17 protein-coding genes are annotated in these 26028 nt (G+C 75.0%); 11 read left to right on the top strand and 6 right to left on the bottom strand.

All coding sequences use genetic code 11. The features are described from left to right. Positions 1-11: 11 nt before the first annotated feature. Positions 12-1853 (bottom strand): glycoside hydrolase family 15 protein, encoded by a 1842-nt coding sequence (locus OH807_RS06480; protein ID WP_406194997.1) that lies wholly within the window; start codon positions 1851-1853, stop codon positions 12-14. Between the two features lie 309 nt (positions 1854-2162). Between OH807_RS06480 and OH807_RS06475 the strand changes: the two genes are divergently transcribed. The 3 genes from OH807_RS06475 to OH807_RS06465 all read left to right on the top strand — a co-directional run bounded on the left by OH807_RS06475 (position 2163) and on the right by OH807_RS06465 (position 6441). After that, complete coding sequence (locus tag OH807_RS06475) at positions 2163-3116, top strand: DUF389 domain-containing protein (protein ID WP_406194995.1); 954 nt, start codon at positions 2163-2165, stop codon at positions 3114-3116. A gap of 151 nt (positions 3117-3267) precedes the next feature. Then, positions 3268-4893, top strand: a complete 1626-nt coding sequence (locus tag OH807_RS06470) for an alpha/beta hydrolase (protein ID WP_406194993.1) — start codon at positions 3268-3270, stop codon at positions 4891-4893. A gap of 255 nt (positions 4894-5148) precedes the next feature. Beyond that, a complete protein-coding gene (locus OH807_RS06465; protein WP_406194991.1) occupies positions 5149-6441 on the top strand; it encodes a serine hydrolase domain-containing protein in 1293 nt (430 codons plus the stop codon). Here OH807_RS06465 and OH807_RS06460 read toward each other — a convergent pair. Together OH807_RS06460 and OH807_RS06455 are read right to left on the bottom strand one after the other, a co-directional pair. Further along, positions 6429-9899, bottom strand: coding sequence for an ATP-binding protein (locus OH807_RS06460; RefSeq protein ID WP_406194988.1), 3471 nt, complete (start codon positions 9897-9899; stop codon positions 6429-6431). The genes OH807_RS06465 and OH807_RS06460 overlap by 13 nt on opposite strands. A 92-nt stretch (positions 9900-9991) precedes the next feature. Then, positions 9992-10561, bottom strand: coding sequence for a helix-turn-helix domain-containing protein (locus OH807_RS06455; protein ID WP_406194986.1), 570 nt, complete (start codon positions 10559-10561; stop codon positions 9992-9994). Positions 10562-10711: 150 nt separating this feature from the next. On the opposite strand from OH807_RS06455, the gene OH807_RS06450 reads away from it, so the two are divergent. From OH807_RS06450 to OH807_RS06430, 5 genes are all read left to right on the top strand, one after another. After that, positions 10712-11494: an ABC transporter permease gene (locus OH807_RS06450; RefSeq protein WP_406194983.1), complete on the top strand. Its 783-nt coding sequence runs from the start codon at positions 10712-10714 to the stop codon at positions 11492-11494. Next, a complete protein-coding gene (locus OH807_RS06445; protein ID WP_406194980.1) occupies positions 11491-12219 on the top strand; it encodes an ABC transporter ATP-binding protein in 729 nt (242 codons plus the stop codon). Before OH807_RS06450 ends, OH807_RS06445 begins: the two co-directional genes overlap by 4 nt. 78 nt (positions 12220-12297) lie before the next feature. After that, the gene (locus tag OH807_RS06440; RefSeq protein WP_406194978.1) at positions 12298-13302 is read left to right on the top strand and encodes an ABC transporter substrate-binding protein; all 1005 of its coding nucleotides are present in this window, start codon (positions 12298-12300) and stop codon (positions 13300-13302) included. Between the two features lie 91 nt (positions 13303-13393). Then, entirely contained in the window at positions 13394-14503 is a 1110-nt protein-coding gene (locus tag OH807_RS06435) for an aryl-sulfate sulfotransferase (protein WP_406194975.1), read from the top strand. A 297-nt stretch (positions 14504-14800) separates the two neighbouring features. Beyond that, positions 14801-17620 carry a M4 family metallopeptidase gene (locus OH807_RS06430; protein ID WP_406194973.1) on the top strand — a complete coding sequence of 940 codons (2820 nt, stop codon included), beginning with the start codon at positions 14801-14803 and terminating at the stop codon, positions 17618-17620. A gap of 55 nt (positions 17621-17675) precedes the next feature. On the opposite strand, the gene OH807_RS06425 is transcribed toward OH807_RS06430, so the two are convergent. Then, the gene (locus tag OH807_RS06425; protein ID WP_406194971.1) at positions 17676-18176 is read right to left on the bottom strand and encodes an Lrp/AsnC family transcriptional regulator; all 501 of its coding nucleotides are present in this window, start codon (positions 18174-18176) and stop codon (positions 17676-17678) included. 176 nt (positions 18177-18352) lie between these two features. Between OH807_RS06425 and OH807_RS06420 the strand changes: the two genes are divergently transcribed. From OH807_RS06420 to OH807_RS06410, 3 genes are all read left to right on the top strand, one after another. Then, positions 18353-20020 carry a histidine decarboxylase gene (locus tag OH807_RS06420; protein WP_406194969.1) on the top strand — a complete coding sequence of 556 codons (1668 nt, stop codon included), beginning with the start codon at positions 18353-18355 and terminating at the stop codon, positions 20018-20020. Positions 20021-20433: 413 nt separating this feature from the next. Then, on the top strand, positions 20434-21378 hold the full coding sequence (locus tag OH807_RS06415) for a hypothetical protein (protein ID WP_406194967.1): 945 nt from the start codon (positions 20434-20436) through the stop codon (positions 21376-21378). Positions 21379-21970: 592 nt separating this feature from the next. Then, entirely contained in the window at positions 21971-24553 is a 2583-nt protein-coding gene (locus OH807_RS06410; protein WP_406194964.1) for a collagenase, read from the top strand. A gap of 87 nt (positions 24554-24640) precedes the next feature. On the opposite strand, the gene OH807_RS06405 is transcribed toward OH807_RS06410, so the two are convergent. After that, a complete protein-coding gene (locus OH807_RS06405) occupies positions 24641-25438 on the bottom strand; it encodes a zf-HC2 domain-containing protein (RefSeq protein WP_406194961.1) in 798 nt (265 codons plus the stop codon). Then, entirely contained in the window at positions 25435-25995 is a 561-nt protein-coding gene (locus OH807_RS06400; RefSeq protein ID WP_406194959.1) for a sigma-70 family RNA polymerase sigma factor, read from the bottom strand. The genes OH807_RS06405 and OH807_RS06400 overlap by 4 nt, the downstream gene beginning before the upstream one ends. Positions 25996-26028: the final 33 nt, after the last annotated feature.

The raw sequence follows: 26028 nt of genomic DNA, 5'->3' as shown, positions 1-26028 counted from the left end.
CGTCGCCGGGCTCACAGCGCCCGTCCGGTGTCCCGCTGCCGGTCCAGTGCCTCGTCCAGCGTGCTGGCGGCCATGATGAGCGACAGGTGTGTGAACGCCTGGGGGAAGTTGCCCAGTTGTTCGCCGCTGGGGCCCACCTCCTCGGCGAACAGCCCGACGTGGTTGGCGTAGGTGTGCATCTTCTCGAAGGTGTACCGGGCCTGGCGCAGCCGCCCGGCCCGGGCCAGCGCGTCGACGTAGAGGAAGGTGCAGAGGCTGAAGGTGCCCTCGGAGCCGCGCAGGCCGTCCGGCGAGGCGGCCGGGTCGTAGCGGTAGACCAGGCTGTCCGACACCAGGGTCCGGTCCATCGCGTCCAGGGTCGAGAGCCAGCTCGGGTCCCGCGCGGCCACGAAGCCCACCCGGGGCATCAGCAGGAGCGAGGCGTCCAGGACGGCACCACCGCCGTAGTGCTGGACGAACGCCCGGTCCTTCGTGCTCCAGCCCCGCTCCATCACCTGCTCCAGGATGGCGTCCCGCGCCTTCGTCCAGCGCTCGGTGTCGGCGGGCCGGCGGAAGTCCTCGGCCATCCGCAGCCCGCGGTCGAAGGCGGCCCAGCACATGATCCGGCTGTAGGTGAAGTCCTGGCGGCCGCCGCGGGTCTCCCAGATGCCCTCGTCGGGGCGGTCCCAGGTGTCGGCGAGCCAGTCCAGGGCGCGGGCGCAGGCCTTCCAGCCCTGGTAGTCGGCCTGCACGGCGATGTGCCGGGCCTGGGAGAGGCCGTAGAGCGCCTCGCCGTAGATGTCCAGCTGGAGTTGGTCGGCGGCCGCGTTGCCGACCCGCACCGGGTACGAGCCGCGGTACCCCTCGAAGTGTTCGAGGATCTCCTCCGTCAGGATCGGCTCCCCGTCGACCCGGTACATGATCTGGAGGGCCTCCTCCGCCCCGCGCTCCTGCTCGGCCAGCAGCCGGTTGCGGATCCAGTGGGTGAAGGCGGTCGCCTCCTCGGCGAATCCGAGGTCGAGCAGGGCGCGGACGGAGAGCGAGCCGTCGCGCACCCAGGTGTAGCGGTAGTCCCAGTTGCGTTCGCCGCCGACCTGCTCGGGCAGGCCCATGGTGGCCGCGGCGACCGGCGCGCCGGTGGGCGCGTAGGTGAGCAGCTTCAGGGTGATCGCGGACCGGTTGACCATGTCGGGCCAGCGGCCCCGGTAGCGGGACCTGTGCACCCAGCCCTGCCAGAAGTCGACGGCCTTCCAGAGCTCCTCCATCAGGGCGTCGGCGGTCGGCTGCGGCGGCGCCGGGCGGTCGGGGTCGCAGACGGTGAGGACGGCCGCCGCGAGGTCTCCCGCGTCGAGGGTGACGGTGCCGACGGCGTCCTGGCCGTCGCGCTCCAGGGGGAAGGTGGTCTGCAGGTGGGCGGTGGTGCCGGGGGCCCGGAAGACCGCCCCGTCGGCGGAGAGGTCCAGCTCGTGGCCGGCCCGGGCGTAGTCGAACCGCGGACGGCACTCCATGGTGAACCGCACCCGGCCGCGCACCGCGCGCACGCCCCGTACCAGGACGTGGCGGTCGGTGGCCGAGCCGGAGCGCTCCGGGATCATCCAGTCGAGCACCTCGCCGACGCCGTCGGGCGAGAGGAAGCGCGTCACCAGGACCGCCGTGTCCGGGTAGTACAGCTGCTTCCGGGAGCCCGCCGGGGTGTCGTCCGGCGAGAGGCGGAAGTAGCCGCCGTGGTCGTGGTCGAGCAGGGCGGCGAAGATGCTCGGCGAGTCGAACCGCGGGGCGGCGAACCAGTCGACTACCCCCTGGGCGGAGATCAGCGCGGCGGTCTGGAGGTCGCCCACGAGGCCGTGGTCGGCGATCGGCGGGTAGCGGTCCATGAGTGTCCAATCCCAGGAGATCCCCCCCTTCCACTATCCGACGCGCCGGGTGCGTGCGCCTCCCGTGCCCGGTCGGGGGCCTGCGGGACCGGGGTGTGCGGGATGTCCGGGGTGTCCGGCCCGACGGCGGTCGCCCGGGCCCGCCACGGTGGCCCGGATTGCCGGAGCCCGCGCGTCCGGCGCTACTGGAAGGGAGGCCCGCACGGCGCGCGCCCGGTCCTGCCCGCCGTGCTGCTGCGCGGTGCGGCGGTGCCGCGCCACGCCGGCGGTACGGAGCGGACGGCACGTCAGACCCCCTGGGAGTGCAGGATGGACATGATCCATGTCCGCGCGGTGAGCCCGCCGGACCTCACCGGCGCGGTCGTCGAGCTGCTCGCCGCCGACCCGTGCGTGCTCAACCTCGTCGTCCAGCCCGATGCGGCCCGCAACCCGGACGGGGACTCCATCGCCTGCGACGTCCTGACCGGCGACGCGAACGAACTGCTGCGGGCGCTGCGCGCGTTGCACGTCGACGGCCGGGGGTCGATCGTCGTGGAGTCGGTCGACATGGCCTTCTCGGCCCGGGCCGCGGCCCGCGGCGCCGCCGAGCTCGGCCCGCTCACGGGTGCGCCGGTGTGGGAGCAGGTGGAGGCGCGGATCCGGGCCGAGGGCAGGTACGCGCCGAGCTTCTACCTGTACCTGGTCGTCGCCGGGCTGATCGGCTCGGTCGGCATCGTCACCAACTCGCAGATCCTGATCGTCGCGGCAATGGTGGTCGGGCCCGAGTACGGGGCGATCGTCAGCATCGCGCTCGGCATCGACCGGCGGGACCGGCCCAGGATCCGGGCGGGCCTGGCGGCCCTCTCGGTCGGCTTCGCGCTGGCCATCACCGCCACGTTGCTCTTCAGTCTCCTGATCCGCGCCTTCGACCTGCAGTCGCGGGCGTTCGAGCTCGGGTTGCGACCCGTCTCCGACCTGATCGACAGCCCCGACTTCTTCTCGGTCGCGGTGGCCGTCCTGGCGGGCGTGGTCGGGATCGTCTCGCTCACCGAGGCGAGGACCAGCGCACTCCTGGGGGTGTTCATCTCGGTGACGACCATCCCCGCGGCGGCGGACGTCGGTGTCTCGGTCGCGTTCGGCAGTTGGAGCCAGGCCAGGGGATCGCTGATCCAGCTGCTGGTCAACATCGTCGTGCTGGTCGCGGTGGGCACGGCCGCGCTCCGCGGCCAGCGGGAGATCTGGCGCCGGGTGGCACTGCGCCGCGGGCGGGCCCGGCGGCGGTAGCCCCGGCCGTGCGGCGGGTGGGTGCCGGGCCGAGGTCGGGGGCCGAGGGGGCGGCGGGCCGGTGGATCGGTGAACTCCGGTTCCGTTGCAGCTTGGTAACGGCCGGTCAGTCGCCTGGTTGTGCCATTGCACATGTCACATCATGCATCTCATGAAAAGACTCATCGCCCTGCTCTCGGCAGCCGCGGCCGTCGCCGCGCTCGGCGGAGCGTCCACCGGCGCCGCGGCCGAGGCCGCTCCCCCCGAGGACACCGGGCAGGGGAAGCTCGTCTGGAGCTCCTGCGAGGACGCCACCACGCCCGCGCTCCAGTGCGCCCTGCTCGACGTGCCGGTGGACTACGCCGACCCGCACGGCCGCACGATCCGGATCAAGCTGAACCGGCTCCCCGCCACCGCGCCCAAGGAGAAGCAGCAGGGCCCGATCCTGCTCAACCCCGGGGGCCCGGGGGACTCCGGGCTCTGGATGCCCGCCTACATCTCCGGGCAGCTCCCGCAGGACGTCGCCGGCACCTACGACTGGATCGGCTTCGACCCGCGCGGGACCAACGGCAGCGAGCCCCATGTCGTCTGCGACGCGCACTACTTCGACGCCGAGCGGCCCGACTACCAGGTGAGCCGGGGGACGTCGAAGGCCTGGCTGGCGAAGGCGGCCGGGTACGCGGCCGACTGCGCCGCCGACTGGTCCTGGCTGCTGCCGCACATGACCACCGTCGACAACGCCCGCGACATGGACAGCATCCGGCGGGCGCTCGGCGCTCCGAAGATCAACTTCTACGGCGGCTCCTGGGGCACCTCACTGGGCTCCACGTACGGCCAGCTCTTCCCCTCGCGCGTCCGGCGGATGGTGCTGGACAGCATCGTCGGCCCGAGCATCAGCTGGTACGACCACAACATCCTCCAGGACAAGGAGCACCAGCGCCGCTTCGAGGCGTTCACGGTCTGGGCGGCCAAGGCCGACCCGGTCTACCACCTCGGCACCGACGCCGCCGCGGTGGAGAAGGCCTACTACCAGGTCGAGGCCGCGCTGCGGGCCGACCCGGTGGACGCCGCCCCGGCCCCCGGCCGGATCGGCCCGGCCGAGCTGGCCGACACCTTCTACGGCGGCGGGTACAACTTCCTGCGCTGGCCGCGGATGGCCACCGTGCTCTCGGCCTACCTCACCCAGCAGGACACCCGGCCGCTGAACATCGCCTACAACCGCTACGCGGCGCCCGGCGCCGACGACGGCGCCTTCCCGGCGTACAACGCGGCCCAGTGCACCGAGAACGCCTGGCCGCGGGACTGGGAGTTCTGGAAGAAGGACCAGGCCAAGGTCGACGCCGTCGCACCCTTCTACACCTATAACAACATGTGGTACAACGCCGCCTGCATGTTCTGGCCCTACCAGGGCAACCAGGCGGGCCGGACGAGGATCACGGGCAAGGGCCTGCCGCCCGTCCTGCTCTTCCAGGCCACCGAGGACGCCGCCACCCCGTACGAGGGCGGCCTCGCGATGCACGACGCACTGCCCGGCTCGAAGCTGGTCGTCCAGACCGGCGGCAGCTTCCACGAGATCCTCTTCCACGGGAACGCCTGCCTGGACGACACCTTCACCGCCTACCTCCGGGACGGCAGCCTGCCGAAGGGCAACGGCCGGATCGCCAGGACCTGCGCCCCCGAGCCGGACCCCGAGCCGGTCTACGTGACCCCGCCGCCGGCCGCCGCCGCCAAGACCGCCGCGGCCGCCACCCCGCTCGCGCCGACCGACCCCGAGGCCGTCCGCGGCGTCCTCCGGTAGCCGGCCGGCCCCGGCCCGACGGGACGCCGGCCCGCGGCCGGCCGCCGTCGGGCCGGGCGGCGCGGGGGCATCGCACACCGGCGGACCGCCGGCGCCGGCCGCCTGACAGCGCGCGGTGCGCGGTCTGCCAGCGGCGGGGCGGAGGCTGGGCCCGTCCAGGTCATCCACCGAACAGAGGACAGGCCCGTGCCCGATCAGTTGTCACCCCCTCGCATCTCTTCCCCGGCCCGTGCCGTGCGGACCCGCCGCCGGCGCGTGCTGCCCGCCGTGATCACGGCCTGCTGTCTGGCCACCGGGCCGGTCGCGGCCGCGGCACCGGCAGTCCGCCCCGCGGCGCCGGCCGCCCGGCCCGGACCGGAGGCCGGCACGGACGGCACGGACGGCACCGACGCGCAGCGGGCCCGGCTCACCCAGCTGGCGCGGGCCCTGGTGGCGGCCGGCGCACCCGGGGTGGTCGTCCGGGTGGACGACGGCCGCGGCCGGCCCGTCGAGATCGTCGAACAGGCCGCGTGGGCGGCGCGGGACCAGCGGCTCACCGCCGGTGACGAGTTCCGGATGGGCTCCAACACCAAGACCCTGATGGCCACGCTGGTGCTGCAACTGGCCGCCGAGGGCAGGCTCACCCTCGACGACCCGGTGGAGCGGTGGCTGCCCGGCCGGGTGCCGAACGGCGGGGCGATCACGCTGCGGATGCTGCTGAACCACACCAGCGGCCTGTTCGACTACACCCTGGACGGCGCGCTCCTGCCGTCCGTCCTCGGCCGGGAGCCGCGGCGGTGGACCGCACTGGACCTGCTCGCCGTCGGGGTGCGGCACGAGCCGCTGTTCGCCCCGGGCGCCCGCTGGTCGTACAGCAACACCGACTACGCCGCCGTCGGTGCCGTGCTCGAAGCCGTCACCGGGCAGAGCGCGGCCGACCTGGTCCGCGACCGGATCGCCCGCCCGCTGGGCCTGCGCCACACCTACCTCCCCACGGACGCGGCCTGGCGCGGCCGGCACGCCCTCGGCTACGAACCGGACGCCGCCCACATGCCGCCGGGCGTCCCGGCCGAGTACCGCGACGTCGCCGGACGCCGCCTCGACGGCCACGTCGACGTCTCCGGCAACGACCCGGGCTGGGGCGGGACCGCCGGGGCCGTGGTGTCCACCGCGCAGGACTGGGCCCGCTTCTACGCCGCGCTGCTGGGCGGCCGGCTGCTGCCCGCGACGCAGCTCGCCGAGCTGCGCACCACCGTCCCGATGGATCCGGAGCACCCGGTGGACGGGCCCGGCTCCGGGCTCGGCATCGAGACCGGGGCCACGCCCTGCGGCACGGTCTGGGCCCACGACGGGGGGATCACCGGCTACTCCAGCAGCAACATCACCGACGGCACCGGCAGCCGCACCGCCACCGTGCTCGTCCCGACGGAGCTGCGGTACGAGTTCGACGCCGACCCGGCGCTCGCCGAGGCGGACCGCGCCCTGCACCTCGCGGCGGTCTGCGCGATGTTCGGCAAGCCCGTCCCGGCGGCCGCACCCGCCGGGGCGGGCGGGGCTCAGGCCGGCTGACCTCCCCGGCCGGGCCCGGGCCCGGAGCCGGAGCCGGAGCCGGAGCCGGAGCCGGGCCCGGTGACGAGGGCGGCGACCAGGCTCCGGGCCCGGCCCCGCGGCATCGCCGCACCCTCGGCGTGCGCGGCGGCGAAACCGCTGCTGCCCAGCGCGGCGGTGGCCCGCCGGGTGGTCCCGTGCACGTCCTCGCCGCCGGGTTCCGCCGTGCCGCCGAGCGCGGCGGCCGCACCGAGCAGCCGGGCGGCGCCCTCCGGCCGGGCGCGGGCCAGCTCGATCTCGGCGGCCACCACCGCGAGCCCGGCCGCCACCGGGGTGTCCCAGCTCAGGACGAGGTGCACCGCCGGGTGGTCGAGCCGGCGCACCGCCTCCTCGGGGCGTCCGTCGGCCGCGTCCGCCCGGGCGAGCACCGCCCGCAGCAGGGCGGTCAGGTGCGCGGGGGGAGCAGGGGGAGCGGGGGACGCCGGGGGAGCGGGGGACGGTTGCTCGGCGGGTGGCCCGGCCAGACCGGCCCGTGCGTGCGCGCGGGCCGGTTCGGCCCGCCCGGCCTGCCACTCCAGGCGGGCCAGACCCAGGTGCACCAGCGCCCACAGCTCCGCCGACCCGGTCGGCTCCACCTGCTCGCGCAGGCGCTCCAACTGCCGCCGCCCACCCGTCACGTCCCCGGCCCGGGCATGGATCAGGGCGGCCTCCACGTCGTTCTCGACGCTGTACTCCCGCATGCCGAGCTCCTGGAAGTACCGGCCGGCCCGCTCGTTGAGCGCCAGTGCGGCGGCCGGGTCGCCGGCCCGCCGCCGGAGCGATCCGAGGGCGCTCAGCGTGCTCGCCAGGCCCCAACGCTCCCCGAGCTCCTCGAAGCCGGCCAGCGCGCGGGTGAGCAGGGCGGTCGCGCGGGGGGCGTCCCCCCTGTGCAGGGCGAGCCTGCCGCGGACCGTCAGCCCGAACGCCCGGCTCCAGGGGTCCCGTTGTCCGTCGTCCTCCGCGTCGGGATCGTCCTCGGCGTCGGGACGGTCCGGGCCGTCCGGGCCGTCCGGGCCGTTCGGAACGGTCGCCCGGTCCGGCGCTTCGGAGGCCGGTGCGGTGACGGCGGTGGCCAGCCGGGCCAGCTCCAGCAGGGGGTGGTGGCGCGGATCGACGCCCTGCGCCGCCCGCCCGATCCGGCCGAGCGCGGCCTCCGCCTCGTGCGGCGCACCGACCTCGGCGACGCCGAGCGCGTGGGCCACCCGCACCAGCGTGCGGGCCACCGGATCGGCCGGCCCGGGCACCTCCAGGATCCGGCCGAGCAGGTCCAGCGACTCCGGGGGGTTGCCGCGCAGGGACCAGAACCAGCCGAGCGCGGCACCGAACCGGACGGCGGTGCCGGCGTCCCCGGCCCCGATCGCCCGGCGGATCGCGGCGAGCAGGTTCTCCCGCTCGGCCGACAGCCGGGCCAGCCAGCGCAGTTGGTCGCGGGTGCGGAGCCGGGGCTCGGCGGCCTCGGCCAGGTCGAGGAGGAACGCGAGGTACCGGCCGCGGGCGGCGTCGGCCTCGGCGCGGCGGGCGAGCTGGTCCAGGCCGTACTCCCGGACGGTCTCCAGCATGCCGTAGCGCGGCTCACCCGGGTCGCCGGCCCGGACGGGGTGCAGCAGGGACTTCTCGGCCAGCGCCGCCAGCAGCTCCGGGACGTCGGCGGTCGGGTGGTCGTCGGCCCGGTCGTGGTGGGGCCGGTCGCGGTCCGTCCGCCGGCCGGGCCCGCGGAGGGCCTGCGCCGCGTCCTCCGTGAAGCTGCCGGGCACCACCGCGAGCCGCTCCAGGAGGGCCCGCTCGTCGGCGTCCAGCTGGTCCCAGCTCCAGGCCACCACGGCCCGCAGCGTCCGGTGGCGCGGCAGTGCCGTCCGGCTGCCCCCGGTGAGCAGCCGGAACCTGTCGTCCAGCCGGGCCGTCACCGCCTCGATCGGCAGGGTGCGCAGCCGGGCCGCGGCCAGTTCGATCGCGAGCGGCAGGCCGTCCAGGCGCCGGCAGATCTCCGTCACCGCGGCCACCGAGCGGGCGTCCACGGTGAATCCGGGCCGGACCGCCGCGGCCCGGTCCTCGAAGAGCCGGACGGCCGCGCAGGCGCGGGCCCGACCGGCCGGCGCACCCGGCGGGGGCAGTTCGAGGGGGAGGACGGGGTGCAGGGTCTCGCCGTCGATCCGCAGGGCCTCCCGGCCGGTGGCGAGGATCCGCAGCCGGGGGCAGCGGCCGAGCAGGGCGCCGGCCAGCTGCGCGGCGGCCTCCACCACGTGCTCGCAGTTGTCCAGGAGCAGTACCGTCTCGTCGTCCGCCAGCGCGTCGGCCAGGTGGTCCAGGACGTCGGCGGGCCGGGGGCCGCCGGCGGGGCCGCCGCTGGGATCGGGGTCGCGGGGCCGGGGCGGACGGTCCGTCGGGGCGGTCTGCCGGGGCGGACGGTCGGTGCGACCGCGCAGGACGTCGAGGACGGCCCGGGGCACGTCCTCGGCGACGACCGGGGCCAGCGCGACCAGCCAGACCCCGCCCGCGGGCGTGAGTTCCCGGCCGGCGGTGACGGCCAGCCGGGTCTTGCCGGAGCCGCCCGGCCCGACGAGGGTGACCAGCCGGGCCCGGTCGAGCAGTCCGACCACCCGGCGCACGTCCTCCTGGCGGCCGACGAAGCTGGTCAGCGGCGCGTCCAGGTTGCCGGGCAGCCGCGGGCGGTCGGGCCGTGGCCGGGCCGGCCCGCCGCGCAGTACGGCGAGATGGGCCGCCTGCACGTCCGGTCCGGGGTCGCTGCCGAAGGTCTCGGCCAGCCGGTCGCGGAGCTGCTGGTGGGCGGCCAGCGCCTCGGTGCCCCGGCCGGCCGCAGCCAGGGCGCGGATCAGGTGGGCGTGCAGCCGTTCGCGCAGCGGGTGGTCCGCCGTCAGGGACTCCAGCTCGGCAACGAGTTCGGGCCCGGCGCCCGGTGCGAGTCCGGGCCCGGCGCCCACGGCGAGGTCGGCCTCGATCCGGTCCTCCAGCGCGGCCAGCCGGGCCCGTTCGAGCCGTTCGGCCTCGGCGTCGGCGAACGGCGCCGCGCGCACGTCGGCCAGGGCGGGGCCCTGCCAGAGGCCCAGCGCCTCCCGCAGGGCGGCGGCGGCCTCGACGGGCCGGCTCCTGGCGAGCAACTGACGCCCTGATCTGGCGAGTTGCTCGAACCGGACGGTGTCCACCGCGTCCGGAGCGACGGCCAGCCGGTACCCGGCCGGGCCCGAGGTGAGCCGGGCCGGGTCGCCCAGGACGCGGCGCAGCCGGGAGACCAGTGACTGGAGAGCGTTCGCCGGGTCGGCCGGCGCCTCGGCCCAGAGCGCTTCGGCCAGGGCCTCCGGCCGGACGGCGCGCCCGGCGTCCAGCGCCAGCCGGGCCAGCAGCGCCCGCAGCCGGGGGCCGCCGACCGGGACCGGGCCGGCGCCGTTGTCCAGCACCAGAGGTCCGAGCAGGCCGACGCGCACCCGGCCACTATGGCAGGGCGGCCCGCTCGACCGTCAAGTCGGGTGCCTGGGGCCCGCGTCGGCCGCTTCGGGGCCGCCGGGGCCCGGCCCGGTCAGGGCGTGGCGATGACGAGGAGGGTGCGGGCCGGGGCGTCGCCGGAGAGCCGGCAGCGGTGCGGGACGTCGCCGCGGTGGTGGGCGCTCTGGCCGGCACGCAGGGTGAGCGGCTCCTCGCCGTCGATCTCCAGCACGACCTCGCCCTCCAGCACGTAGAGGAAGTCCTCGCCGGGGTGCTCGAACCGCCCCCGTTCGCCCTGGCCGGGCTCGAAGTGGTGCTCGTAGGCCTCCATCAGGCTGCTGCTGCCGCCCGGGATGAGCACCCGGGCGATCTGGCCGGCACCCTCGCTGACCCGGATCACCTGCGGGTCGCTCTCGTGGCTGACGGTGCCCGGCCGGGCGGGCGGGCGCAGGAAGGCACCGGGCGGGACGCCCAGGGCCTCGGCGATCCGGTAGATCGAGCTGAGGCTGGGCGTGCTGAGCCCGCGTTCGAGCTGGCTGAGGAAGGGCTGGGAGAGGCCGGAGCGGGCGGCGAGCTCGGCCATCGGCACACCGCGCTCCTTGCGGCGGCTGCGGACCAGCCGGCCGACGGCGAGCGCCTCGGGGGAGGGTTCGAGTCGGGACACGCTCGTGAACGTACCGCATCGTCGCGGGGCGGACGGGGGTGGAAGGAACGTTTCGCACGGCTGCAACACGCCGTTGATAAGTGTCGTCAATTATTGATGACACTTATATCGGCCCGGGTGGACGCCCGGCAGCCCCGAGGAGACGACCGCGTGCACCCCACCGAATCCCCGCCCCCCGCGGCCGTCCTGACCCGACTCCTGCCACCGCTCGCCGCCGCCGTGGCCGTCGTCGCCGGCTGGACCGCCCTCGCGGCCTCCGGCGCGGTGGCGCCCGGCCTGCTGCCCACCCCCGCCGCCACCTGGCGCGCCCTGGAGGAGAGCGTCCGCACCGGCACCCTCGGGGCCGACCTCGCCGCCAGCCTCGGCCGGGCCGGGCAGGGCTTCGCCCTCGGCGCCGCCCTGGGCTGCGGGCTCGGCTTCGCCACCGGCTACCTGCCCCGGCTGTCCGCCGCCGTCACCCCGCTGGTCTCCTTCCTCCGCCCGATCCCGGCCATCGCCCTGGTGCCGCTGGCCACGGCCTGGTTCGGCATCGGCGAGACGGCCAAGCGCCTGCTGATCGCCTACGCCGTCCTGCTCGCCGTCTGGCTCTACGTCCACGACGGCGTCTCCCGGGTGCCCGCGGCCCACCTGCGGGCGGCCCGCTCCCTCGGGGCGCCGCTGCACCGCCGGTTCGCCGAGGTGCTGCTGCCGGCGGCTGCGCCCGCCCTGCTGGCCGCGCTGCGGTACGGCGCCTCGGTGGCGCTGCTCGCCCTGGTCGCCGCCGAACTCGGCGGAGCACAGAACGGATTGGCCTACCGGCTCCAGGTGGACGGGCAGTTCCTGCGGACCGACCGGATGTTCGCCGGGCTGCTGGTGCTGGGGCTGCTCGGCGTGGCCGTCGACCTCGCCCTGGCCGCGCTCGGCCGCCGGATCGTCCACTGGAGCGCGTCATGAGCCAGGACATCCGGCTGGACGGCCTGGCCGTCGGCCACGGCCCGCGCCGCCGCAGCACCCCGGTCCTCGCCCCCACCGACCTCGACTTCACCGCCGGCTCCTTCACCGCGCTGCTCGGCCCGAGCGGCTGCGGCAAGTCGACCCTGCTCAACGCCGTCGCCGGCTTCGTCCGCCCCACCGCCGGCCGGGTGTTCGTCGGCGCCCGGCCGGTCACCGGCCCCGGGCCCGACCGGGGCATGGTCTTCCAGCACTACGCGCTCTTCCCCTGGCTCACCGCCCGGGGGAACGTCGAGTTCGCCCTCAAGCGGCTCGGCCTGCCGCGCGCGGAGCGCCGCCGGCGGGCGCTGGCCGCGCTCGCCGAGGTCGAGCTCGCCGACGGCGCCGAGAAGTACCCGGCCCAGCTCTCCGGCGGGATGCAGCAGCGCGTCGCGCTGGCCCGCGCGCTCGCCGCCGAGCCCGAAGTCCTGCTCATGGACGAGCCGTTCGGCGCCCTCGACGCGCTCACCAGGGCCCGGATGCAGGCCCTGCTCAGCCGGCTCCGGCAGGGCACCGGGGCCACCGTGCTCTTCGTCACCCACGACCTCGACGAGGCGCTCGCCCTCGCCGAGCGGGTCGTGGTGCTCGGCGGGAAGCCCGGCCGGGTGCTCGCCGACCACGCCGTCCCGGCCGGCCGGCCCGATCCGGCCCTGCGCGAACTGATCGCCCGTCGACTCGGCCACGGCTGAACCGGCCTGCCGTGGCCCGCCCTGCCACACGAACTGCTCCTCCACACGAACCGCTCTCCCACCACGAGGAACCCGCCCATGCCCAGACCCCGTGCAGCCGCCGTCCTGCTCCTGGCCGTCCTGCTCGCCGCCGCCACCGCCTGCTCCCGCCCCGGCTCCTCCGGTGGTTCCCCCGCCGCGGGGGACGGCCCGTCCGTCACCGTCGCCGGCAGCGACTACCTCGGCGGCGCGCCCGTCCACCTGGCGCAGGAGCGCGGGCTCTGGGCCGCCGAGCACGTCCGGGTGAAACCGGAAGCCTTCAGTACCGGCCGGGACGCGCTCAACGCCGTCCTCGGCGGCCAGGCGCAGCTCGGCGTCGTCGGCGACCTGCCCGCCGTCACCGCCGCCCTCACCGGCCGCGACCTGCGCATCGTCGCGGACCTCTCGCGGTTCTCCGACTGGCGGCTGCTCACCCGCGCCGACCACGGCATCACCGGCTTCGACCGGCTGCGCGGCCGCCGGATCGGCCTGCCCCAGGGCACCAACGTCGAGTACGCGGTGGCCCGGATGCTCGCCTCCGCCGGGCTCACCGCCGCCGACGTCCAGGTCGTCAACCTCGCACCCAACCAGATCCCCGCCGCCCTCGCCCGCGGTGACATCGACGCCGGTGCGACCTTCCCCAGCTTCTACGACGCCACCCGCACCGCGCTCGGCGACCGCTACGCCGAACTGCGCTTCACCGGCTACACCGCCCGGACCCTGTTGGTGGCCGGCCCGGCCGCGACCGACCCCGCCACCACCGCCGTCCTGCGCGCCCTGCTGCGGGCCCAGGCCGAGCTGACCGCCGACCCGGCGGCCGCCCGCCGCGCCGTGCTCGCGCAGTCCGACGGCGCGCTGCAGAGCGCCTACGTGGAGGCCTTCCAGCCCGCCTACGAGTACCGGCCGACGCTCTCCGCCGAGCTGCTCCAGCAGCTCCAGGACGAGGCCGGCTGGGCGAAGGCCGCCCAGGGCCTCCCCGGCCCGGCCGACCGGGCCGCGCTGCTGGCCCGGCTGCACCCCGGCCCGCTCGCCGCCGCCGACCCGGGCGCCGTCGCCGCCCTCTGAGCCCGCGGCCGGCCCTGCCGCTGCTGCACCGCCGCGCCGCCGTACCACCCCCACGAACCCACCCGCACGACACAGGAGTTCCCCGATCACCGTGACCGTCGACCAGAACACCCTCCGCCGGCGCGGCCTCGGCCTGCGCGCCCACGACCCCGCGCGCAGCTGGGGCGGCTACACCCTCTACACCCCGATCGCCGGCCCCGGTGACGTCCACCTGGTGGACATCGAGGGCCGCCCCGCCCACACCTGGCGGCTCCCGCACCCGCCCGGCCGGCACGCCCGGCTGCTCCCCGGCGGCAACCTCTTCTACCAGGGCAAGGACACCACGGGCCCGAGCCTCTTCCCGATCTGGGACGTCTACCACGGCGGCATCCTCCAGGAGATCGCCCCCGACGGCACGGTGCTGCGCGAGCTCCGCCACCCGTTCCACCACCACGACGCCTCGGTGCTGCGCAACGGCAACCTGCTGGTGCTCGGCGTCGAGCCGCTGACCGCCGCCGACGCCGCGCGGATCCGCGGCGGCATCCCCGGCTCCGAGGCCCCCGGCGGCGTCATCCACGGCGACGTCGTGTACGAGGTCACCTGGGACGGCGAGGTGGTGTGGCGCTGGGCCGCGATCGATCACCTGGACCCCGAACTGACCCCGCTCAACCCGCACTTCGCCCGCGAGCACTGGCCGATGGCCAACACCGTCAACGAACTGCGGGACGGCGGCGTCGTGGTGGGCTTCCGCAGCGCCTCGACCACCGTGGCCGTGAACCGGGCGGACGGCTCGATCCGCTGGCGGATCGGACCGGACGTCCTCGCCCAGCAGCACTACCCGCACGAACTCGCCGACGGGCACATCCTGGTGTTCGACAACGGCACCTACCGGGACACCACCTCGGTGCCGTACTCGCGGGTCGTCGAGATCGACCCGGCGGACGGCCGGACGGTCTGGACGTACGAGGACAACCCGCCGCAGAACTTCTACAGCCCCTACATGTCGAGCGCCCAGCGGCTGCCCAACGGGAACACCTTCGTCGCCGAGGGCTCGTTCGGCCGGCTCTTCGAGGTCACGCCCGAGGGCGACGTGGTGTGGGAGTTCGTCGTCCCCGAGTTCGGTGCGTTCGGCCGCGGGGTCGGCCTGGAATCCTCTCGGGGCGCCCAGAACGCCGTCTTCCGGGCCTACCGGTACGCCGCGGAGGAGATCCCCTGGCTCTGAGGGCGTCCGGCCGGGGCCGGACGGGCGCCCCGGCCCGGCCCGGCCGGGCATGCCGGGTACAGAGGCACCGGGTGCGGAGCTGCCTGGTACGGAGGCGTCCAGTGCAGCGGTGCTCGCTACGACGTCATATGACGTCGATCGACATATCTCGCAGGACGGCTTATGGTGTTGACGACGGACCGTCACCTGCGCCCGCTGCGGCGGGTGCAGTGATCTGACGAGTCGTCAGGCACGGGTGCGCGCAAGCGTGCAGGCCCGCGCCACGACCACCGAACCCCGTCCCGTGAGAGGACCGCTGTGCATCACCGCTCCCGCAGGCCCAGGGTGCTCGGCGCCGGCCTGGCCGCCGTGCTGAGCCTCGGCCTTGCCGCGCCGGTCGCCCTGGCCGCTCCGGCCGCCGAACCCGACCCCGTGCCCGGCCTGGTGGCCGGTCAGGACACCAGCGCCCCGCAACTGGTCACCGGCCTGGCCGAGCCGGCCCCCGGCAACCCCGCCGACGCCGCCCGGGCCCACCTCGCGGCCCACCAGGACCGGTACCGGATCGACCCCGGGCAGCTCACCGAACTCGCCGCCGAGCGCGGCGCCGACGGCCGGCACACCGTCAGGTTCCAGCAGCTTCACGGCGGCGTACCGGTGCTCGGCGCGCAGTACCTCGTCCACCTCACCGGCGACGGCCCCGGTCAGCGGGTGGAGTCGGCCGGCGGCAAGTACTTCACCGGCCTCACCGTGCCGACCACGCCCACCGTGCCCGCCGCCGTGCTGCGGGGCCTGGCGCTCGGCGAGATCGCGGACCAGCGGGCCCGGGCCGCGGCCACCGCCGAGGACCACGGCCCGGTGGTGCTGCCGGGCGGCGCCGGGCGGCTGGCCCAGCACTTCACCGTGCGCGCCGCCGACCCGGCGACGGGGGCCCCGCTGGTCCGCGAGGTCTACGTGGACGCGCTGGCCGGCGCCGTCGCCCTCGCCCTCGACGCCCGGGCGCCGTCCCCGGGCCCGGCCCGCACCCCGGCTGCCTCCCCGGCCCGCACCCCGGCGCCGGCCGGGGCGAGTGCCGCACCGGCTCCGGCTGCCCCCGGCGCGACCGTGGCCGCCGCGCCCGTCGGCGTGCCCGCCACCGGCACCGCCACCGACGCCCTCGGCCGCCCCGCCGTGGTCAACACCGCCCGCCTCGCGGACGGGACGTACCAGCTCACCGACCTCACCCGGGCCGCCACCGTCACCACCTACGACGCGGCCGGCCGGGACTCCTACGAGTTCGACGGCGGGATGCCCGCCGACATCGTGCCGGTCCGCTCCCCGGGCCCGGCCTTCCCGGCCACGACCGGCACCAGCGGCGCCACCGACGCGCACCTCAACGCCGGCATCGTGTACGACTTCTACCGCGACCGCCTCGGCCGGGAGGGGCTGGACGGCAAGGCCGGTCCGATCGTCTCCGTGGTCAACGTGACGGACGGCGGCCGGCCGTTCCCGAACGCGTTCTGGGACGGCAGCAAGATGGTCTACGGCGACAGCGGCCCCAAGTACCGGCCGTTCTCCGTCATGCTCGACGTGGCCGGGCACGAGATGACCCACGGTGTCGTCGCGAACACCGCCAAGCTGGTCTACCTCGACCAGTCCGGCGCGATGGACGAGGCGCTGGCCGACTACTTCGGCAACGCCATCGAGGTGACCGCCCGCGGGGTGGCGATGGACGACCCGCGAGCCGCGCTGCTGGGCGAGAGCAAGTGCCTCACCGGTACCCCGGAGGCCTGTGCCGACCGCCGGATGGACGATCACCGCACCACCGTGGACGACTACCTCGGCCTGGCGCACTCCTACGACAACGGCGGGGTGCACTACAACTCCACCATCTTCTCCGGCGCGCTCTGGGACCTCCGGCGCACCCTGGACCCGCTCACCGCCGACCGGCTGGTCTACCGCGCGCTCGCCGAGTACCTCACCCCGCTGGACGACTTCGTCGACGGCCGCAACGCCGTCCTCGCCGCCGGCCGCTCGATGAACCTCGGCCGGGCCGAACTCCGCGCGGTGGCCGCCGCGTTCGACGCCCACGGCATCCGCGCCGGCTGGCAGAACCGGATCGGGCTGGACAGCCGCCCGCTGCTGCGCGACGTCGCCGCCCCGCTCGCCCCGGTCGCCGCCGACGGGCACTGGGTGATGAGCAACACCGCCGGGTCCACCGCCAAGCCCGGGTCCGGGGCCAAGCCCGGGGCCGGCGGCACGGCCCTGTTCACCGGATCCACCGGCAGCGCCGGCACCCCGACCCGCCTCAGCCCGGAGGACGGGCGCCTGCACAGCTGGGCCGGCACCGACGGCCGGTCCGCCGCCTGGGTGGCCGTCGGCAACGACGCCCAGGGCGTGTGGGGGATGGAGGTGCTGACCCGCCCGCTCGCCGGCGGGCCGGTCCGCAGCGTGTACCGGACGTCGTCCGAGCAGATCGGCGAGGCCCACGTGACCGGCCAGGACGTCGTCTTCCGGGCGACGGCCTTCGCCACCGGCCGGACGACGATCCGGCTCTCCCACGACGGCGCCCCGCCCGTCGAGATCCCGCTGCCGGAGGGCCACAGCGCCACCGGCGTCACCGTCTCCGACGGCATGGTCGGCTGGTCCGAGGAGTGGCAGGCCGGGGGCGAGCGCGCCGGCGCCGCGACCGCCTACTCGATCGCCGCGGGCAAGGTCACCGCCCGGTACCCGGCCGGCGCCGTGGGCGCCACCGTCGAATCCGTCGTGCTCGCCGGCGGCCGGCTGATCTGGGTGGAGCAGCCCCGCGACGCCACGAGGGCCGCCTCGATCCGCGCGGGTGCACCGGACGGCTCCGGCGCGACCGACCTCGTGCCCGCCGGTTCGCCGTACGCGCCGCACGGCAGCACCGCCGTCACCGCCTCCGACCGGGCCGTCACCTACGAGGTCAACGGTCTCCGGCACGGTGGTGAGGTGTCCAATGCGAACCTGCCCAAGCTCTGGCAGCTGCCGATCACCGGCGGCACCCCCCAGCGGCTCTCCTGCAACCGCGGCGGCCAGTCCCAGGCCGCGGCCGACCGGGGCACCCGGGTGATCTGGCTCGACGCCAGCGCGGGCCGCACCGACCTGGTGATGCGGGACCGCCCGGCGGGCTCCTGCTGATCCACCGCGGGCCGGGTCCCGGGCGGCGCGTACGCGCCGCCCGGGACCCGGCCGTTCAGTGCTCCGACGACAGGTACCGGCGGCCCGCTATCTGCTCGAAGATCAGGTTGGTGCGGGTCTGCGCCACCGCGGGGTGGGTGGTGAGGTTGTCGACGACGAAATCGCGCAGCGCCTCGGGGCCGGCGACACCGACGTGCAGGAGGTAGTCGTCGGACCCGGCCATGTGGAAGACCGCCAGCACCCCGGGCAGGTCGGGCGCGGTGCTGCGGAAGCTCTCGTTCTGCTCGCGGGTGTGCGCCCTCAGCCGGACCGAGATCATCGCCTGGAGCGGGAGCCCGATCGCCGCCGGATCGACCTCCGCCCGGAACCCACGGATGACCCCGCGCTCCTGCAGCGCGCGGACCCGGGCCAGACAGGTCGAGGGGGCGATCCCGACCGCCTCGGCGAGGGCGTTGTTCGGGATCCGGGCGTTCTCCGCGAGCGCCCGGACGATCGCCCGGTCGACGGCGTCGATGGGCGTCCGGCGCGGCGGTGGATTGTTCGGCACGCGGCCCATGATCGCAGCCCGTTCCGATGAATCGCAAGATTCTACGGGCCCGGACCGAATTTCCTTCGAAGGGTCTTCCGTACGGCGGCAAGAAGTTCCAAGCTGACCGCGAGCGGCCAACGCCCTCCGCCGCTGTCCGGACGACCCACGGACCGGGCGACCAGCGAACCCGGAGTCCCGTGCCCATGAGCCCGACCGCCACGTTTGCCGCCGCGCCCGCCGTCGACCCGGGCCCGGAGCTGGACGGCCGCGAGTTCGCACTCCCCACGACCGGGCTGGACGACGCCGAACGCCTGCGCGCCCTGGACACCGTGGACGAGTACCTGACGCGCAAGCGCCGGCACCTCGTCGGCTACCAGGCCACCCAGGACATGCAGGGCTGCGCCCTGGACCTGGCCCGGTTCATGCCGAACAACATCAACAACCTCGGCGACCCGTTCCAGAGCGGCGGCTACAAGCCCAACACCAAGGTCGTCGAGCGTGCGGTGCTCGACTACTACGCGGCACTGTGGAACGCCGAGCGCCCGCACGACCCGGCCGACCCCGAGTCGTACTGGGGCTACATGCTCTCCATGGGCTCGACCGAGGGCAACATGTACGCACTGTGGAACGCCCGGGACTACCTGAGCGGCAAGGCCCTGATCCAGCCGCCCGCGGCCCCGTTCGACGCCCTGCGCTACGTGCAGGCCGCCCCCGACCGGAGCAACCCCAACGCCCACCGCCCGGTGGCCTTCTACTCCGAGGACACCCACTACTCCTTCGCCAAGGCCGTCCGCGTCCTGGGCGTCGAGACCTTCCACGCCGTCGGCCTGGAGAAGTACCCGGACGACTGCCCGATCGTCGACCCCGCCACCGGGCGCCGCGAGTGGCCCACCGAGGTGCCCTCCGCCCCCGGCCCCTCCGGCCGGTCCTGGGACGGCCCGGGCGAGATAGACGTCGACGCCCTCGTGGCGCTGGTCGAGTTCTTCGCCGCCAACGGCCACCCGGTCTTCGTCAACCTCAACCTCGGCAGCACCTTCAAGGGCGCCCACGACGACGTCCGGACGGTCTGCGAACGACTGCTGCCGGTCTTCGAGAAGTACGGCCTGATCCAGCGCGAGGTGGTCTACGGCACCGACCCGCAGTCCGGCGAGCCGCTGGTCGACCGGCGCCGCGGCTTCTGGATCCACGTGGACGGCGCGCTCGGCGCCGGCTACGCGCCGTTCCTGCGGATGGCCGCGCAGGACCCGGCGGCGTACGGCTGGACGCCGGAGGTGGCGCTGCCGGAGTACGACTTCGGCCTGCGCCTGCCCACGCGGGAGTACGGCGACCTCGACATGGTCTCCTCGATCGCGATGAGCGGGCACAAGTGGCCGGGCGCGCCGTGGCCGTGCGGCATCTACATGACGAAGGTCAAGTACCAGATCTCGCCGCCGTCCCAGCCCGACTACATCGGTGCACCGGACACCACCTTCGCGGGCTCCCGGAACGGCTTCTCCCCGCTCGTCCTCTGGGACCACCTCTCCCGGCACTCCTACCAGGACCAGGTCGACCGGATCCGCAGCGCCCAGGAGCTGGCCGGCTACCTGGAGCGGCGCCTGCGGGACATCGAGCAGGAGACCGGCGTCGAGCTGTGGCCGGCCCGCACCCCGGGCGCCGTCACCGTGCGGTTCCGCAAGCCCAGCGCCGACCTGGTGGCGAAGTGGTCGCTCTCCTCCCAGGACGTCCTGATGGTCCCGGGCGACGAAGCCACCCGCCGCAGCTACGTGCACGTCTTCGTGATGCCCTCGGTCGACCGGACCAAGCTGGACGCCCTGCTGGCGGAGCTCGCCCAGGACCCGGTGATCCTGGCGGGCGCGGCCCTGGCGGGGTGACGGTCCGGCGGCGTGACGGCGAAACCGGCGGCGGTGCGGGGAGATACCGGGTGCCGGGCAGGCGCCGGGCGGGTGCGAAATCCGCAGCCCGGAATACGAATTCCTGACGCGAGGTCATATCCCCGAAAGGGATCATGCCGACGGAATCCGTCGCCCCGCGCGGGCGGGGGCCGTTGACTGCTTTCCGCCGCCCCCACCGCTTCGGCGCGAGTTCCTCGCCCGTCGCTGACCGTCGGCCGCCCGTCGCGCGCCGTCGCCGTGCGGGCGCGGAGGCCGCCGGCCACCGCGTTCCCGCCGGTCGGCCACCGCCGCCCGGTCGCGGTACGAGCCGGTAGCGTCACCCCGGCCGCCGGGAAATAACAATTGCCCCCGGGGGCTGTCAGAAATTCCGGCCGGGGCCTAGGCTGCGGCGCGTGTCGATCCTCAGAAGGCTTCGCGCCTCCGGCCCGCGCCTGCTGCCGGAACTCGACGACGTCAAACTCGGTCGTGTGCGGCGACAATTGAATTCCCCCGGGATACCGGGCCAGGGCAGTATTCAGGCCGACCAGGTCGAACGGCTCCTCCAGGAGGCCGGGACGGACTGGGACCGCCGGTCGCACCGCCTCGGTGTGCTCGCCGAGGCGGCCGCGCCCTCCGGGCTCGCCCGCTCCTGGCGGCTGCGCCGCTCGGGCAGCGCCGACGCCCTCGTCTTCGAGGGCTGGGTCGAGCTGGTCCGCGGCCGGCACGCGGGGAAGATGGAGGACGCCCGGGCCGCCGCCGACCTCTGCTACGCCGCCGCCGACGCCCTCCCCGACGACCCCTCGCCCTGGGTGGTGCTGCTCGGCATCCTGCGCCTGATGCGCGCCGATTCGCGCGAACTGTTCGCCGTCTGGCACGAGATCACCGCGCGCGACCCCTGGCACCGCGAGGCCCATCTGCAGATGCTGCGCTACCTCTCCCCGGAGGAGTGCGGCTCGCGCAGCAGCCAGCTGGAGTTCGTGCACACCGTCCGGGCCGGGGTGCCGGCGACGGCCCCCGCCGTGGGTGTGGAACTGACCGCGCTGGTCGACGAGCACGCCCGCACCGTCGCCCGGGGCGGCGTCGAGGGGCTGCTCGCCCGCCGCCAGTGGGCGACCCACCGGGCCGCCGGGGCGCTGGACGCCGCGCTGGCCGGCTGGCCCCGCCCGGGCCACCTGCAGTACGCGGCCGCGCTGGCCGACCTCAACCTGCTCGGCTACGCCCTGGTCCAGGCCGGCCGGACGCGCGAGAGCACCGGCGTCTTCGAGTTGATCGGCGACACCGTCACGCCGTGGCCGTGGTCCCTCGAAGGTGACCCGCTCCGCCAGTTCGGGTACTGGCAGGCCAAGGCCCTGGGCTGACGGCCGGCGGGCCGCCGCCCGCCGGCCGTCGCTGCTGCTGCCGGCCGTCGCCCGCCCGCAGGCGGTTGCCGGGCGGCCCCCTCCCGGCGGGTTCGAGGGGGCGACGCCCCATCTGCTGAGTCGATCAGGCCGCGAGCAGTCCCATGCAGGCGCCCGGCCGGGGTTTCCCGGCCGGGCGCTTCTGCGTGCCCGGCCGCCGGGTTCGGCGGCCGGCGCCGTCGGGCCATCGGGGCGGCCGGGCCGGGCCGGTGCCCTCGCGAGAGCGGTGACGAAGCCGGAGCGTCCCCGGCCGCACCTCCGGCCGGGGTGCAGATCGGCCAGCCCGTGCGGCCCGTCCGCCCGCGGGGCCCGCGGCCGACCTCCCGGCCCGTGCCGCGACGGCTGCCGGGCGCCCGCCCGCCGGGGCTGTCCCGGCTGCCGTCGTCGCAGGTCAGCCGTGCAGAGGGGCGCCGTGAGTAACGAGGTGGCTGAAACTGCCATGACATATGACCTGTGACATTGTTCTCACCTTCATTCGGTGACAGGATCCACGCCACTCCCTCATCCGGCCTGACCCCACGTCAGGCCGCCCCCACTCGAAGAAGGACTCGGCGTGCACCTGCGCATACGACTCTCCACGCTCGCAGCCGGCGTCGTCGCCTGTTGCGCCACGGCCACCGCCGTGCTGCCGGCCCAGGCCTTCGCGGCACCCCCTGCCGCCACCGCCGGACCGGCCCCGACCGCGACCGCCCCGACCGCCGCCCCGACCGCCGCCGCCGCGAAGCCGGCGGGCCTGTCCGCCGCCGGTGCGACGACGCAGTCCGAGAACTTCGCTGCTCCCGCCGCCCCGCTGCCCCCGGCGCTGCTCAGCGAGACCCTGATGGGCGAGCCGGCCGCCACGGCCGTCGCGGCCGCCCCCGTCCGGCCCAACTCCCCGGCGGCACGGGCCCAGTCGGGCCCGGCCGCGGAAGCCGCCGCACAGAGCTGCACCCCGGCGGACTTCGCCGGCCACAGCGGTGCCGACCTGGTCGCGTTCCTCAAGAGCTCGACCACCGACTGCGTGAACGCGCTGTTCACCAGCGGCGGCGCCGACCCGGGTATCTTCAAGCAGTCGCGGATGCTGCCCGTCGCGGCCGCCTTCAAGGACCTGGCGGCCACGTACACCGGCGACAACTCGACCGGCATCCTGCAACTGGTGCTCTACCTGCGGGTGGGCTACTACATCCAGTCCTACTACCCCGACGCGGCCGGCCCGTACACCGGCGAGCTCACCACCGCCGTCAAGGCCGGCCTGGACGCGTTCTTCGCCGGCGCCCGCTGGCAGGACGTCTCCGAGGGCAACGGCAGCGTTCTCCTCGAAGTGCTGACGCTCACCGACAGCGCCAACATCCAGGGCAACTACCTGGGCGTCTACAAGCGGGTGCTGGACGACTACAACAACTCCTACAACGCCGTCCCGAAGATAGTCAGCGCGGTCAACTCCGTGCTGAGGTACCCGCTCTGGCGGGGCAATGGCAACCCGAACTTCGTCAACGCGGTCGCTGCCGACCCGGGCGTCGTCACCTCCCTCGCCAACTTCGCGATCAACCACAAGGACCTGCTCAGCGGGCCCAACGCCGTTCTCGACACCAACGCGGGCAACGACCTGGGCCGGATCGCCGGGAGCAGCCCCGCCGTCGAGGCCGCGGCCAAGCCGCTGGTCAAGCAGGTGCTGAACGCCGCTCCGCTCCTCACGGCCGACGCCTCGCTGTACGTGCACACGGCCTTCCAGGCCACCGTCTACGACAACAACCAGTGCTCGTACTACGACATATGCGACCTGCCCGCCAAGCTCACCGCGGTGGTCCTGCCGAACCAGCTGGTCTGCGACAACCGCACCATCCAGGCCCAGGCCCTGTCGGCCGCCGAACTGGCCGCCGTCTGCACCAGCCTGCGCAACGAGGACGCGTTCTTCCACAACGTGGTCAAGGACAACGGGCCGATCCCGAACCAGTACAACAAGACCGTCACCCAGGGGATCTTCGCCAACAAGACCGACTACACCACGTACTCGTGGGCGATCTTCGGCAACTCGACCGACAACGGCGGCCAGACCGTCATGGACCCGACCGACCCGAACAACCGCGCCGTGAACGTGATGTACCAGAAGTCCTGGAACAACACTGACCCCGCCCGGGTGTGGAACCTCAACCACGAGTACACCCACTACCTCGACGGCATCTACGACATGAAGGGCACCTTCACCGCCCAGACGTCCGTCCCGGACATCTGGTGGGTCGAGGGCCTCGCCGAGTACATGTCCTACAGCTACCGCGCCACCACCGACACCGACGCGATGGCCCAGGCCGCCCAGCACACCTACAAGCTCAGCACCATCTTCCAGAACACCTACGGCAATTCGGACTCGACCCGGGTCTACCCGTGGGGCTACCTGGCCGTCCGCTACATGCTGGAGAAGCACCCGGCCGACGTCCAGGCCATGCTGGCCCGCTTCCGGGCCGGCGACTACACCGGCGGCTACGCGGTCTACAACAACCTCGGCACCTCCTACGACGCCGACTTCGACGCCTGGCTGACCGCCTGCGCCGCCGGCGCCTGCTACGCCGCCGGCCCGACCGCCCTGTTCGACACGTCGGTGAACGGCGCGACCGTCAGCGTGACCGAGCGGTCCGTCCAGACCGGCCCCGGCCGGATCACTGCCTGGCACTGGACCTTCGGCGACGGCACCTCCTCGGACGAGCACAACCCGAGCCACACCTACGCGGCCGCCGGTTCGTACACCGTCGCCCTGACCACCACCGACAGCACCGGCAGGACCGCCACCACCCCGGCCTCGGTCACCGTGACCGCCGCGCCCGTCACCCTGCCGAACTGCACCGAGCCGCGCACCGACGCGATGGGCCGGAACTGCTCGCGGACCGGCCGCGCCGCGACCGCCGGCAACACCGACTTCCTGTACGTCTACCTGCCGGCCGGCACCACCACGCTGAAGGTCACCACTTCCGGCGGCACCGGCACCGCGAACCTGTACTACAACCCGGGCACCTGGGCCTCGCCGAGCGCCTTCACCGCCTCCTCCACCGGCACCGGCACCACCCAGTCCCTCACCGTCACCAACCCCACCGCCGGCTACCGCTACCTCAGCCTGTACGCCGTCACCGACTTCAGCGGCGTCACGGTCAGCACCCAGTTCTGACCCCCGACCGACCGGAGCACCCGCGGAGCCGTCACCGGCCCCGCGGGTGCGCGGCGTTGCAGCAGGGCCGCGCGCGCCCTCGCCCTCCTACAGCGGCACCGTCACGAACGTCCGACCGGACTCGTTCACCACCGACACGGAGGCGACGTCCTCCGGAGCGACCAGGGCGGAGCCGTCCAGCGTGGTGCCGGCCTCGGCACCGGCCGGCGAGACCAGCCAGCTGCCCGCGTCCGCCCTCGCCCCGTTCCTGCCGTTGACCACCAGGTGGCATCGCTGACCCGCCGGGATCCCGGTGACCGCCGCGCTCACCCGCACCCAGCCCGCCGCCGGGGTGACGGTCAGCGTCATCCGGGCACCGGTGGACGGCTCCGTCGCCGACAGTGTCCGCGTGCCGGCCGGCGGCGGCGCCACACTCGCCGCGGACGGCGCCGGGGCGACCGCGACCGGCGGCGGTGCCGACGCCGTGCTGCGGCCCAGCGAGACCCCCGCGGTCAGGACCGCCGCGGCCGCCACCGCCGCCGCGACGCCGATCCACGCCCGGCGCCGCCGGAGCTCGGTGCCCCGCTCGGCGCGGGCCTGTCGCAGCGACCGCTGCAACAGCAGGTCGCCGCCCTCGGGCGGCCCGTCCACCAGCAGCTCCGGCGGGACCTCGCCCAGGACGCGCTCCAGATCCCGCAACTCGGCCACCTCCTGGCGGCAGGGCGCGCAGCCGGTCAGGTGCCGCTCCACCGACTCCGCCTCCGCCGGCTCCAACACGCCCAGGACATGGGCGCCGAGCAGCCCCGCGCTCCGCTCGTGCTCCCCGTGCTCCCCGTGCAGCTCGTGCTGCCGGTCTTCCTCGTGCCGCTCGTGCTGCTCGGGTCGCTCGAACCGCTCCGTGCTCACACCGCCACCTCCTTCCACGTCCCCGCCCCGCCGGTGTACGACCGCTTCAGCGCCCGGAGCGCGTAGTGCGCCCGGGACTTGACCGTCCCCGCCGGCACGCCCAGCTGCACCGCGGCCTCGGCGACCGACAACCGCTGGAAGTAGATGGAGCGCAGCACCTCCCGGTGCTCGGGCGAGAGCTGGTCCAGCGCCTCCGTCATCGCCAGTGTCTCCACCACGCCGTCCGCGTGGTCGCGCTCCACCGGCACGGTGGCCATCTCCTCGGACACTTCGGCGACCTCCGCCGGGCGCGCGGCCCTGGCCCGGAACCGGTCGGTGATCAGGTTGCGTTCCACCGTCAGCAGCCAGGCGCGGACCGACCCCCGGGCCTCGGTCAGGGCCTCGGGGTTGCGCCAGGCGCGGATCAGGGTCTCCTGCACCACGTCCTCGGCCGCGGCCCGGTCGCCGGTGAGCCGCACGGCGTACGCGAGCAGCGCGCCGCCGTGCTGCTCGTAGAGCGTTCGGATCAGTGCCTCGTCGGCCGCGTCGCGCCGCGCGCCGGGTCGTGTCCTCGCCATCCGCCCATTCCTCCGTCGTCAGGTGCCAGGACC

The sequence above is a fragment of the Kitasatospora sp. NBC_01560 genome (genome assembly GCF_045208415.1).
GTDB lineage: Bacteria > Actinomycetota > Actinomycetes > Streptomycetales > Streptomycetaceae > Kitasatospora.
This window is presented reverse-complemented; position numbering and strand designations above follow the sequence as displayed.

What these genes read in the sequence shown, in the direction of transcription:
- OH807_RS06475 (WP_406194995.1), top strand. Translation starts at nt 2,163, where the DNA reads ATGGACATGATCCATGTCCGCGCGGTGAGCCCGCCGGACCTCACCGGC.
- OH807_RS06440 (WP_406194978.1), top strand. Translation starts at nt 12,298, where the DNA reads ATGCCCAGACCCCGTGCAGCCGCCGTCCTGCTCCTGGCCGTCCTGCTC.
- OH807_RS06445 (WP_406194980.1), top strand. Translation starts at nt 11,491, where the DNA reads ATGAGCCAGGACATCCGGCTGGACGGCCTGGCCGTCGGCCACGGCCCG.
- OH807_RS06480 (WP_406194997.1), bottom strand. Translation starts at nt 1,853, where the DNA reads ATGGACCGCTACCCGCCGATCGCCGACCACGGCCTCGTGGGCGACCTC.
- OH807_RS06425 (WP_406194971.1), bottom strand. Translation starts at nt 18,176, where the DNA reads ATGGGCCGCGTGCCGAACAATCCACCGCCGCGCCGGACGCCCATCGAC.
- OH807_RS06400 (WP_406194959.1), bottom strand. Translation starts at nt 25,995, where the DNA reads ATGGCGAGGACACGACCCGGCGCGCGGCGCGACGCGGCCGACGAGGCA.
- OH807_RS06470 (WP_406194993.1), top strand. Translation starts at nt 3,268, where the DNA reads ATGAAAAGACTCATCGCCCTGCTCTCGGCAGCCGCGGCCGTCGCCGCG.
- OH807_RS06420 (WP_406194969.1), top strand. Translation starts at nt 18,353, where the DNA reads ATGAGCCCGACCGCCACGTTTGCCGCCGCGCCCGCCGTCGACCCGGGC.